Raw genomic sequence first — 11,876 nt, 5'->3', positions numbered from 1 at the left:
ATTCGAACCGAGGCTGTAGTCGCGAGGTTTTGATCTAACGGCGAAGCTCGTGGGTCAGTGTCTCGAGCTCGTCACCGCCCGCCATCTCCTTGGTCAGTTCTTCGAGTGAGATGTCGTCGTACTTGGCGTCGAGCTTCTGCCTGCCTCGGTTGAGGAGCACGAAGTGATCGCCGACCATGTACGCGTGGTGCGGATTGTGCGTGATGAAGATGACGCCGAATCCCTGTTCCTTGGCAGCGGTGATGTAGCGCAACACCATTCCCGACTGCTTGACGCCGAGCGCTGCTGTCGGCTCGTCGAGAATCAGCACGCGGGCACCGAAGAAGATGGCGCGGGCGATGGCAACACACTGACGCTGACCGCCGGAGAGACTACCAATCGGTGCGTCGACGTCAGGCAGTTCGATGCCCATCTTCGACAGTTCCGAAAGAGTCGTCGCGCGCATGGCGTTGGCGTCGAGCGACTTGATCAGACCACCCTTGCGCAGTTCCTGCCCGAGGAAGAAGTTGCGCCACACCGGCATCAACGCAACAACGGCGAGGTCCTGATAGACCGTCGCGATGCCTTTGCCAAGCGCTTCTTTAGGCGAGTGGAACGTTGTCGGTTCGCCGTCGACGAGTAGTTCACCTTCGCTCTGCTGGTGCAGACCGGCGATGATCTTGATCAGCGTGGACTTGCCTGCGCCGTTGTCACCGAGCACACCGGTCACTTCACCCGCACCGACGCGCAGGTTGATTCCCTTGAGCGCGATGATGTTTCCGTATTGCTTACCGACGTCCTTGAGCTCGATCAGTGGCACGTTGCCGCCCGAGTTCGAGAGAGCGGGAACTTCAGCTGTGGTACTCATGTGTCACCTTTTCGCAGCGTAGTTGCGGAATGCGTTGTTGGCGATGACCGCGAACAGCAGCATGGCGCCGAGGAAGAACTTGAACCAGTCCGGGTTCCAGCCTGCGTAGACGATGCCCTGGTTGGTCATACCGAAGATGAATGCGCCGATCGCAGCACCGATCGCGGTTCCGTAACCACCGGTGAGCAGGCAACCGCCGATGACTGCGGCGATGATGTACAGGAACTCGTTACCGACACCCTGACCGGACTGAACGGTATTGAACGAGAACAGCAGATGCATGCCCACGAACCAGGCAGCAAAGCCGACGGTCATGAACAAACCGATCTTGACTGCGGTCACCGGCACACCGATCGCGCGGGCACTGTCCTGATTGCCGCCGACCGCGAAGATCCAGTTGCCGATCTTGGTCTTGAACAAAACAAATGTTGCAATCGCGGTGAACAGCAGCCACCACACGACCGTGATCTTGACGGACACCCCGAAGACCGAGAACGACGACGCGAATACCTTTTTCGCGGAATCGAATCCGGCCATGTCGGAGACGCTGGGTGTGGCAACCTGACCACTCACGAGCTTGGTGACGGCCAGGTTGATTCCGGTCAACATCAGGAACGAGCTCAGGGTGATGAGGAAGCTGGGAATCTTCGTCTTCATGACGAGGTAGCCGTTGAAGAATCCGACTGCGAGCGAGACGACCAGCGCCAGAATCGCACCCACCCACAGATTGAGGTGCAGGTTGTAGGCGATCATCGACGCGGCGAGCGAGGACGTGGTGACTGCGACGCCGGCGGATAGGTCGAACTCGCCGCCGATCATGAGCAGGGCGACCGCGCAAGCCATGATGCCGATCGTGGAGCTGGAGTAGAGCACTGTCGCAAGCGCTTCCGGCGTACGGAACGGTGCCGCGACGATACAGAAGAAGATGAAGATGGCGATGGCGCCGACAAGTGAACCCATCTCCGGGCGGAGCAGTAGGCGCTGAATGCGCTTTTGCTCCTTCACCCGTTCATCGGTCACGACTTTGTGGGCGGCAAGGTCGAGATCTGCCTGAGTGGACATGATTTCCCTTCCGTGCTGGACAGGCGCACGTCGGGCGGACTCTCAGCCCTCCGTGCGCCCGGATCAGCGAGTTCCGTTCTTGGCGTACTCGGCGACCGAGTCGATGTTGGTGTTGTCGATGAACGCGGGTCCGGTCAGGGTCGGCAAGCCGCCACCGATCACGTTGCCGTTGTTGAGGTAAAGCCACAGCGAATCGATGGCGAGGTAGCCCTGCAGGAAGGGTTGCTGGTCCACTGCCCACTGCACGTCACCGGATTTGATGGCGTCGACGAGCGCCGCGTTGGTGTCGAAGGTGACGACCTTCGCCTTGCTGCCCGCATTGCCGACCGACGTCACGGACGTCAAAGCAAATGGAGCACCGAGTGCGAGAACTCGATCGATTGCCGGGTCCTGTTGAAGTTTCGCGGTGATGGTCGATTCCACCGACGGCATGTCCTTGCCGTTGACGTTGAGAATCTCCGTCGTTCCCTTGAACGACTTCTTCACTCCGGCACAACGTGATTCGAGGCTCACGTTGCCCTGCTCCTGAATGACGCACAACACCTTGGTGGCACCTTCGGTGTTGAGTCGCTCGCCGGCAGCTTCACCGGCAATCGACTCGTCCTGACCGAAGTACTCCTTGACGCCCATGTCCTTCCAGGTCTCGAGGCCCGAGTTGAGGGCGACCACCGGAATACCTGCGGCGGTGGCACTTTGGACCGCGGCAACCATGGCGTCGGGCTTCGCGAGGGTCACCGCAATCCCGTCGACCTTGCTGTCGATCGCACTCTGAACCAAGTTGGCCTGATTCGGCGCCTCGGGATCGGCGGAGTACCGAAGCTCGATATTGTCCTTGGCCGCTGCGGTTTCGGCTCCCTTGCGCACCAGATCCCAGAACGTGTCACCGGGAACTTCGTGGGTGATCATCGCAATGGTGGCGCGGGGCGTGTCCGCCGTACCCGCGCCCATTCCGGATCCGGAAGAATCCGGCTTTCCGCCGGTGCTTGAACAGGCGGCCAGACCCAAGACCACGACTGAGGCTCCGGCCAGTACGGCAACGCTCTTGCGTCCCGTGAGAAACGACATGTGAACTCCCTCTCGACATCAACCAACGGCCCGCGAACGGATGGTGCTCGGTTGTATGTGAAAGATGTAATACCCGTCACAGTCGAATGTCAATAGTTTGTTCTGACATTAGGACTGCTTATCAAAGACCAAACAAACTGATTGAAGTCGAAACTGCAGGTCAATGCCCTGCGGGTCCAGTTGAACCTCGAACCACCAGTTGTGGCTGCGCGACAATGTCCTTGCCCAACGGCCCACTTCCGCCGTCGAGGCGTTCGGAGATCCGCTCCACCGCGGCGCCGCCCAGAAACGCCGTGTCCTGCCCGACACTGGTCAGATCGATGTGCGCCAAGCCTGCCAATGCACTGTTGTCGAATCCGATCACGGAAACGTCGCCAGGCACCGAGATCCCGGCACGCAGGAAGACGTCGAGAACTCCGAGCGCGCAGCGATCGTTGAAAGCGAAGACCGCCCCGGGTAACCCACCCTCGACCATCGACCTGGCGGCAGCTGCGCCGAACTCCTCCGTGAGACCGCCGGGAAGAATTCTCGGCTCCAGACCTGCCGCTCGCATGGCCTTGCGGTAGCCCTGACGCCGTTCCTGGGCGCCCGGGCCTCGCCCGCCGTCGACGTGGGCGATCGAGCGGTGCCCGAGTTCGACAAGGTGATTCACGGCCGTCACCGCGCCCGCCTCGTCATCTGTTCGGACAACATCCACGTGCACTGACGACATCTTCCGCGCGATTACGACAACGGGAACCTTGTCGGCCAGGCCGACGATCTCTGCTTCCGGCGCCTGTGAACCCAACAGCAAGATCGCCTCACACCGGTCGTCGAGCAGGGTCCGCGTTGCACGAGAATCCGGCCGTCGCTCCGAGACCGCACTGAGGACGACGTCGTAGCGCGACCGTTCGGCGGCCACATAGATTTCGTCGAGCAGCTCCGCGTGAAATGTTTGCGCCGCAACGTAACTGACACCGATCAGGCGGCTGCGATGTTGGCGCAGCAGTCGCGCCGCGTTGTCGGGTCGATAGCCGAGTTCGTCCGCGGCCGCCTTGACCCGTACCCGCGTCGCATCGCTGGCACCTGGGACATCACGAATGACGATGGACACCAGAGCGCGTGACACACCGGCCAGGTCTGCTACGTCTTGCAAGGTGGGGCGTCGACTGTTCACCTCCACAGACTAGATCGTTCCAGCGAATAAGCACCGAAGCATTGACGCGCGCCGCATCCGGCGCTTTACTGGCATGGACTAGAACGATCTAGTTCCTCATTCTCACTCCGAACGGAGCCCCCATGTCTGCCTCTGTTGCAGTCGGTCTCATCGGCGCCGGATGGATCGGCCGCTTCCACGGCGAGTCCGTCGCGCTGCGCATCTCCGGCACCCGTCTCGTCGCCGTCGCCGATCCTGCGCCCGGCGCTGCGGCGTCGTTGATCGAACGTGTCAGTCCCGACGCCCGCGCGTACACCGACGCCCTTGAGCTGATTACCGATCCGACCGTCGAAGCGGTGCTCATCAGCACGCCCGCATCAACTCACACCGATCTCGTGGTGGCCGCCGCGGAGGCCGGCAAACATGTCTTCTGCGAAAAGCCGATGGCCTTGACACTCGAGGACGCCGATCGCGCGATCGGCGCATGTGCCGCGAACAACGTTGCGCTGCAAGTCGGTTTCAACCGGCGCTTCGCCGCCGACTTCACCGCGACCCACGACGTGATCACCGCCGGCGGGATCGGAACCCCACAGCTACTTCGTTCTCTGACCCGCGACCCAGGAATCACCGCCGACGTCGCCTCCCGAGTCAAGCCGTGGACCATCTTCAACGAGACGCTGATTCACGACTTCGACGCTCTGCTCTGGCTCAACCCCGGGGCACGCGTCGTCGAGGTGTTCGCGCAGGCCGATGCTCTCATCCATCCGCAGTACAAGGAGCAGGGGTACCTCGACACGTCGATGGTTCAGTTGCGCTTCGACAACGGCGCCCTCGCGTCGGCCGAGGCCAACTTCCAAGCCACCTACGGTTACGACGTGCGCGGCGAAGTTTTCGGTTCCGGTGGAATGGTGAGTGCAGGCGAGGTCACGCGGACCGCGATGCGTCATTACAGCTCACAGGGCGTTCTGGCCGACACACCTCGGGTGAACATCGAACTGTTTCACGACGCCTATGTTGCCCAGCTGGTGCACTTCGCAGACTGCATCCGCTCCGGCAGCGCGCCGTCGGTCGACGGTCTGGATGCCCGCAATGCGCTGGAAATTGCATTGGCCGCAAAGGAATCCGTGGAAACCGGACTGCCCGTATCATTGCTGGCGGTGCCGCAGTGAGCCCCTTCGATTTGGCGGTCTCTGCCGAGATGACGTTCACCGAACTCCCTGTCGTCGAGCGTGTTCGGCGGATCTCGGAGGCGGGGTTCGCAGCTGAGATCTGGAGTTGGCAAGACAAAGACCTCGATGCTCTGGTCGCCACCGGAGCTCGGTTCTCCTCGATGACCGGCTATCTCCACGGCGATTTGTTCGACGAAGCCGGCAGCGCCGAACTGGTACGCACAGCGGCGCTATGCCTCGCTCCAGCAGCGAAACTCGGCGTTCCCCGGCTGAACTTCCATACCGGCGAGCTGATCGACGGACAGGCTGCGCGCCCGCAGTATCGAACTACGGGAGCGATGTGGCTGACCGCCCAACGCGCTCTCGAGAAGATCGCGAGACTGGGCGAAGAAGCCGGAGTCGTCTTCTGCCTCGAGAATCTCAATACGATCGTCGATCACCCCGGCGTACCGATGGCCCGCGCCAAAGACACTCTGGCACTGGTGGAATCCGTCTCACACCCCAACCTCAAGATGATGCTCGACCTCTACCACGCACAGATCGGCGAAGGAAACCTCATCGAACTCGTGCGGCGTTGTGGTGACAACATCGGCGAGATTCAGGTGGCCGACGTACCCGGCCGATGCGAACCCGGAACCGGCGAGATCAACTACCCCGCCATCGCACGCGTGCTCGCCGACCAGGGTTACACCGGCACGATCGGTTTGGAGGGCTGGGCATCCGGAGACAGTGACACCGCACTCACTGCTTTCCGGAAGGCCTTTACGCTCTAGCCCTCACCCGGGAACGTGATCCCCACGTGACGGCGGATCTCGTCGAGGATGTCGAGCGTCGCAATGGCCGCGTCGAGCGGATGGACCGGCGACTCGATATCCCCGGCGGTGATCCGCCGCGCCGCCTCGGCCGCCTCGAATGCGAGACCTCCGACGTATCCGTCGACCGGATCGTCGTAGCGCGCAGATCTTCCGTCACCTAGCCGGACAGTGAAGGCCCCGGGCCGGTAGAACGTCGAGTCCAGAACGATCATCCCCTTGTCGCCGCAGATCGAGGCCGTGTTGGGCGTGTCAGCAAGGATCGTGGTGTTCAGACTGGCCTGAGCAATGCCTGCCCAGGACAGAACCGCTGAGATCTGGCCGTTCACCACGTCATTCGCCGGCTCGCCCAGGGCAGCAACCGCAGTAGGAACACCCAATACCCGATACGCGAGACTGACCGGATAGGTCCCGAGGTCGAGAAGTGGACCACCCGCAAGCGCTGGATCGTAGATACGATGATCAGTCTCGAACCGTTCGCCGTGATCGGCCAGAACCGTACGTATGGTTCCCAGCAGCCCCGCCTCGAGGATCTGGTCGATCACGTCGAACTTGGGCAGAAACGACGTCCACATCGCCTCCATGCAAAACAATCCGAGCGCAGCCGCCCGCTCCTGAATCGCCCGTCCCTGCGCTCCGTTCAAAGCCAGCGGCTTTTCGATCACGACATGCTTGCCGTGATCCAATGCCGCCATCGCGCAATCGAAATGAGCAGTGTGCGGTGTTGCGACATAGACGACGTCCACATCCTCGGAGGCGAGCAAAGCGTCGTAGCTACCGTGAGCGCGTCGGATCCCCCAATTGTCCGCGAAGGCCTGAGCGCGGGTGAGTCCGCGCGAAGCGACGGCCGTGACTTCCTGCGCTGTATTTCTCTGGAGTGACTCCACGAAGCGCTGTGCGATCCAGCCAGGCCCGAGGATCCCCCAGCGCAAAGTCGGAGCGTCGACCGGATCGGGGACCCTGGTGCGAGGGAGTTCCAGAACTGTAGAAGAAGTCATGCCTCGAACTGTAGAGTCGAATCTCGAAATATGTAAGGACATTAGGTTGTCCGTTTCAATCCTCTGAAAGTAGGAACCTCATGTAGATTCGTGTCGGTGTGATCGGAACCGGCGTCATGGGCGCCGACCACGTCCGCAATCTCCACTCCACGGTCTCCGGGGCAACGGTCTCTGTGGTTGCAGACCTCGATCAAGAGCGAGCAAAGTCCGTAGCGTCCGCAGTCGGCGCACGGTGGGTGACCGATCCGTTGAAACTGATCAACGACGCCGGTGTGGACGCCGTAGTCATCGCTTCCCATGATTCAACGCATGCCGACCTCACGCTTGCTGCTGTCGAAGCCGGAATACCGGTTCTGTGTGAAAAGCCCCTCGCAGTGACAGCAGAGGACTGCCGACGCGTCGCTGCGGCCGAGAACCCCGAAAGCCCCCTTGTGAGCGTCGGATTCATGCGCCGCTTCGATCCGGGATACGTGGCGCTGAAGGCCGAAACACATTCCGGCCGTATCGGTGACCCACTGATCGTGCACTGCTCGAGTCGCACTGTCAGCGCCTACCCGGGTGGCAGCTCGGAATCCACGGTGACCAACTCCGCGATTCACGAACTCGACATCGTGCCGTGGATCTTGAACTCCCCCGTCGTCGCAGCCAGCTGGCACTGCGGGCGCTCGAGTTCGCTGGTGACCGATCGCCAGGATCCGCAAATAATCATGCTGCGCACCGCCGACGGCGTTCTCACCACGGTCGAGGTCTTTCTCAACGCGCGGTACGGCTACGACACTCGGTGCGAGGTCGTGGGCGAAATCGGCGCCGCTCGTCTCGCCGAACCGGTGGTCATCCACACCGACGCGGATCGATCCCACTCGTACGGCTATGCGGCGGATTGGATTCCGCGTTTTGCCGAGTCGTATCGCCGCCAACTTCAAGAGTGGATCGACGCATTGAGCACCGGAAGACCGTCGACGTTGGCCACAGCCGCGGACGGCCTGCGGGCAAATCTCGTGGCAGCTGCCGTGATCAAGTCGATGCACTCCGCGGGGGCAACTGTCTCGGTCGAGCCCGTGGGGGAAAGTTTCTGATGTCTTTTTGATGGATTTCAGGGGTAGTTTCGATGGGTTCTCCTTGGCAGTCTTTGAGGTACAGCGCATCTTGAACACCGCAGGAAAGGCCCCGAATGACTCCATCACTGACCGACCACACCGTGCCGTCCGCAGGTAGGTTGCACCGAGAAGACTGCAACATCGACGACTTCGCCGCTTTGGTCGCGCACGACACCGACCTTGCCGATTACCCGTACGCCGATTCAGTGGCCGACGGGGTTCTTCTGTACCGCTCCGAAGCATTGGTAGAGCAATCGTCGAATCCTGAAACCCGGGCCGAGATCCAAGACGAGATCGCCCGGGCGTTACTCACCGGCCCCGGCATCACAGTCTTTCAAGGCGCATTCGACGCGGAGATACTGGATCGCGCCAGCGCGGTCTTCCGTGAACTCATTGCACGCCAACACGAATCCGGTGCAGCGTCCGGAGATCACTTCGCCAAACCTGGTGCCAATGACCGAATCTGGGGCGCACAACTGAAGTTGGCGCTCGAAGATCCCAAGGCTTACGTCGACTACTACGCAAACAGCATTGTCGCTTTGGCTTCGGAAGCGTGGCTCGGCCCCATGTATCAGGTGACGTCGGATGTCAACGTCGTCAATCCCGGTGGCGCCGCACAGAATCCACATCGCGACTACCACCTCGGTTTCATGTCGAGCGACGTAGCCGCGAAGTTTCGGGCGCATGTTCACCGCTTGACCCCTGCCCTCACCTTGCAAGGTGCAGTCGCCCACGTGGATATGCCGGCCGAGACGGGCCCGACCAAGTATCTGCCGTACTCCCAGCAATTCGAAGCCGGATACCTCGCGTTCGAGCGTCCCGAGTTCAAGGAGTTCTTCGAAGCCAACTACGTCCAATTACCTTTGAAGAAGGGAGATGCCGTCTTCTTCAACCCAGCGCTGTTCCACGCGGCAGGCCACAACAAGTCCGCGGACGTCCTGCGTATGGCAAATCTTCTCCAGGTGTCGTCGGCCTTCGGTCGAGCCCTCGGAACCATCGACCGGGAGGCACTCGTCAACGCGATCTATCCGGCACTGCTCGCTCTCAGCGAGGCGGGGTCCGACGAGGCAGTTCGGTGCGCCGTCGCCGCCTCGGCCGAGGGCTACGCCTTCCCGACCAATCTGGACCGAGACCAACCGATCGACGGCCTCGCGCCTCAGACGCAGGCCGAACTCGTGACGGAAGCGGTTCGCGAGCGGATCTCACCTGATCGACTGGCCGATCTACTGAAGGCACAGTCAGCGAGACGAATGAGCTGAGGGACGGCAGCGCTGAAGAGACTTGGGCCGCTTAATGCCGATCGGTCGGTACGCTCGAAGCATGGGGTGGGACTTGTTAGTGCTGTTCGCCATGATCGGCCCGTTGGCGACGTTCGGGTGGGCGGCTGTTCGGGCGAAGCGCCGCGGACTCGGTGGCTCGTTCGTGGGGCCGTTTCAGGAAATGTTCGATCCTGGTGCGGCGCGAGCACAGACGGTCATCGAACAGATCGCGGAACTGCCGGATCCTGCGGACTCCGGCGACCCGGACAACGATGACGATGTGCCGTACACAGTCACCTATGAGGGTGTTCGGCTCCACATCAATCCCGGTAGGGCTCGGCAGCGGGGAGGCGAAGGGACCGCCAAGCACGCTGACTGAAAGTCGCGCCGGATACAACATGCTGTATGGGTTTTTTCGACGTGCAGTACAGGGATCGCTACTGTTCGAGAATTCGGGTGAGGGAGAACTGGTTCGGTCAGGGCCGGCGCAGTTGATAGGTGACACCGTTTTCCAACTCGTCCGAGCTGAACGACTTCGGGGAAAAGCGGCCCAAGCTCACCTCGTAGTTTTTCTGGTTTGCGGGGACGGCATCAAAATGTGCGGTGTAGGAGCACGTGCTCATTCCGTCAGGAAGTTGATCGATTGCCTCGACCTCGAGTGTCGACCTGACGGACGCAGCGCCACTGCCCCCGAAAATTTGAATCTGGTCGTTCGGAGCGACACGGATCGAGTCGATCACGCACTCTCCAGAGCCGGCCTCGACTTGCTCTGCCTGACCGGTCACCGTCAATGTGGCAGCAAATGTCTTCGGCACATCGACATTGGTCGTGCAGCCCGTGAGTATCAGCACTCCGACGGCGATCAAGGCCGCGGGCGCGATCTGCCCCAATCCTTGTCCCATAAACGGCAACGGTAGTGCACCCGAGGTGTCACGGTGCTCGGTTACCGAAATCGAAGCGTCACGCGCGGTCCCTCGCCGACCGGCCGAACCATGTGGACAGCTGAGTATCCAACTCCGCCTGCGCATCCCCGATCCATGCCACATGACCGTCCGGCCGAAGCAGGACAGCCGGAGCTTCCAATTCAGTGCTTGTGTCAACGATATGGTCGGCGCGATCGCTCCAACCATCGACGGACAGTTGGCCACCCTGGTCGAGAAGAAGTCCGCGGCCGGATCGCATCAGGTCGTACAGGTTGCCGCGCGTCAACGCGATGTTCCGCAGCCTCCGACCGAGTAGGTCGTCGCCTTCGCCGAAATCGTAGCGAATCGAGATCGCAGTGATCTTCTCGGTCAAATAGCGCTTGACGTCTTCGAATTCCATCAGCTCGGAGATCAAGCGCCGCACCGCTTGTGGTCCGGCAGCGGTGGAGATCAACTCGGCCTGGGCGCGCGTGTTGTCCAGCACGTCGGCAGCCACCGGACGCCGTTCCGATTCGTACGTGTCGAGCAGGCCCACCGGTGCCCAGCCGTTGATCTCGGCGGCGAGCTTCCAGCCGAGGTTGAAGGCGTCCTGCACACCGAGATTGAGACCTTGACCGCCCATCGGTGGGTGGATGTGTGCGGCGTCGCCGGCGAGAAACACCCGGTCGCGCCGGTAGTGCTCCGCCAGACGAGTGGCGTCGCCGAAGCGCGAGAGCCACCGCGGCGAGTGCACACCGAAGTCGGTACCGGCAATGGCCAGTAGCTGTTGTTTGATGTCGTCGAGGGTGGTCGGTGTTGCGCGACCGTCGGCAACTTCGGCCGCAGGGACCACGACACGAAAAGCACCGTTGCCGGCGGGACCGACTCCGAATCGTTTGTGCGTTTCCCGGATTTCGGCGACAACGGCGGCCAGTTCATCAGCAGGCATGGTCACGTCCATTTCGCCGATCAACGTGTCGGCGCTCGACGGCTCGCCGGGAAACCCGACGTCGATCAGCTTCCGAACAGTGCTGCGGCCGCCGTCGCAGCCTACAAGGTACCGCGCGTGAAGTGTTGTGCCGTCGGACAATTCCGCTGCGACGTTGTCGGTATCTTGACGGATCGCGACGACGCGCTTCCCTCGCTGAATGTCCGCGCCGACTTCGGTGGCATGTTCGGCAAGAATCCTGTCGATCTCGGGCTGAGGTATGCCCAGGACGTACCCGTGCGCAGTATCGAGGTGCGCGGGTGCCGGTTTGCTGATCCCCGCGAAGAATCCACCGAGCGGATACTTGCGGCCGTGCGCGAGGAACTTGTCCAGCAACCCGCGCTGCTCCATGATTTCGATGCTGCGCACATGGATGCCGAGGGCACGGACGAACTGAGTCGGCTCCTCGTCCTTGTCCACGACGACGACATCGACGCCCTGTAGCCGGAGCTCACCTGCCAGCATCAATCCAGTTGGTCCAGCACCGACAATGATGACGTCACTCATGCGATCCCCTCCTTCGGGCAAGGCTTTTGCTTGCT

Annotated in this window: 12 protein-coding genes; 5 read left to right on the top strand and 7 right to left on the bottom strand. The window is 61.6% G+C overall.

Features of this window, described 5'->3' with window-relative positions; all coding sequences use genetic code 11:
- Positions 1-34 precede the first annotated feature (34 nt).
- From RE4_RS15110 to RE4_RS15095, 4 genes are all read right to left on the bottom strand, one after another.
- Positions 35-847, bottom strand: coding sequence for an ATP-binding cassette domain-containing protein (locus RE4_RS15110; protein WP_007727336.1), 813 nt, complete (start codon positions 845-847; stop codon positions 35-37).
- Positions 848-850: 3 nt separating this feature from the next.
- The gene (locus RE4_RS15105) at positions 851-1,909 is read right to left on the bottom strand and encodes an ABC transporter permease (protein WP_003940759.1); all 1,059 of its coding nucleotides are present in this window, start codon (positions 1,907-1,909) and stop codon (positions 851-853) included.
- A gap of 63 nt (positions 1,910-1,972) precedes the next feature.
- Complete coding sequence (locus RE4_RS15100; RefSeq protein WP_007727338.1) at positions 1,973-2,974, bottom strand: substrate-binding domain-containing protein; 1,002 nt, start codon at positions 2,972-2,974, stop codon at positions 1,973-1,975.
- A 160-nt stretch (positions 2,975-3,134) separates the two neighbouring features.
- Entirely contained in the window at positions 3,135-4,136 is a 1,002-nt protein-coding gene (locus RE4_RS15095; RefSeq protein ID WP_060938841.1) for a LacI family DNA-binding transcriptional regulator, read from the bottom strand.
- Positions 4,137-4,252: 116 nt separating this feature from the next.
- Between RE4_RS15095 and RE4_RS15090 the strand changes: the two genes are divergently transcribed.
- Together RE4_RS15090 and RE4_RS15085 are read left to right on the top strand one after the other, a co-directional pair.
- The gene (locus RE4_RS15090) at positions 4,253-5,278 is read left to right on the top strand and encodes a Gfo/Idh/MocA family oxidoreductase (protein WP_060938840.1); all 1,026 of its coding nucleotides are present in this window, start codon (positions 4,253-4,255) and stop codon (positions 5,276-5,278) included.
- Positions 5,275-6,051, top strand: a complete 777-nt coding sequence (locus RE4_RS15085) for a TIM barrel protein (RefSeq protein WP_081098366.1) — start codon at positions 5,275-5,277, stop codon at positions 6,049-6,051. Before RE4_RS15090 ends, RE4_RS15085 begins: the two co-directional genes overlap by 4 nt.
- On the opposite strand, the gene RE4_RS15080 is transcribed toward RE4_RS15085, so the two are convergent.
- On the bottom strand, positions 6,048-7,088 hold the full coding sequence (locus tag RE4_RS15080; RefSeq protein ID WP_060938839.1) for a Gfo/Idh/MocA family protein: 1,041 nt from the start codon (positions 7,086-7,088) through the stop codon (positions 6,048-6,050). The two genes, RE4_RS15085 and RE4_RS15080, sit on opposite strands and share 4 nt — an antisense overlap.
- Positions 7,089-7,186: 98 nt before the next feature.
- Between RE4_RS15080 and RE4_RS15075 the strand changes: the two genes are divergently transcribed.
- The 3 genes from RE4_RS15075 (at position 7,187) to RE4_RS15065 (ending at position 9,823) form a co-directional block, all read left to right on the top strand.
- Positions 7,187-8,164 carry a Gfo/Idh/MocA family oxidoreductase gene (locus RE4_RS15075; protein WP_370671298.1) on the top strand — a complete coding sequence of 326 codons (978 nt, stop codon included), beginning with the start codon at positions 7,187-7,189 and terminating at the stop codon, positions 8,162-8,164.
- A 95-nt stretch (positions 8,165-8,259) separates the two neighbouring features.
- Complete coding sequence (locus RE4_RS15070; protein WP_060938838.1) at positions 8,260-9,444, top strand: phytanoyl-CoA dioxygenase family protein; 1,185 nt, start codon at positions 8,260-8,262, stop codon at positions 9,442-9,444.
- A gap of 61 nt (positions 9,445-9,505) precedes the next feature.
- Positions 9,506-9,823 carry a hypothetical protein gene (locus RE4_RS15065; RefSeq protein ID WP_037119347.1) on the top strand — a complete coding sequence of 106 codons (318 nt, stop codon included), beginning with the start codon at positions 9,506-9,508 and terminating at the stop codon, positions 9,821-9,823.
- 97 nt (positions 9,824-9,920) lie between these two features.
- Here the strand turns inward: RE4_RS15065 and RE4_RS15060 are convergent, their stop codons facing one another.
- Together RE4_RS15060 and iri are read right to left on the bottom strand one after the other, a co-directional pair.
- The gene (locus tag RE4_RS15060; RefSeq protein WP_029254990.1) at positions 9,921-10,346 is read right to left on the bottom strand and encodes a hypothetical protein; all 426 of its coding nucleotides are present in this window, start codon (positions 10,344-10,346) and stop codon (positions 9,921-9,923) included.
- Positions 10,347-10,404: 58 nt separating this feature from the next.
- The gene (gene iri, locus RE4_RS15055; RefSeq protein WP_060938837.1) at positions 10,405-11,841 is read right to left on the bottom strand and encodes a rifampin monooxygenase Iri; all 1,437 of its coding nucleotides are present in this window, start codon (positions 11,839-11,841) and stop codon (positions 10,405-10,407) included.
- Between the last annotated feature and the right edge of the window lie 35 nt (positions 11,842-11,876).

Source organism: Rhodococcus erythropolis NBRC 15567, from assembly GCF_001552595.1.
Taxonomy (GTDB): Bacteria; Actinomycetota; Actinomycetes; order Mycobacteriales; family Mycobacteriaceae; genus Rhodococcus_F; species Rhodococcus_F erythropolis.
Note: the sequence above shows the minus strand (reverse complement) of the source record. Positions and strands in the feature narration are given on the sequence as shown.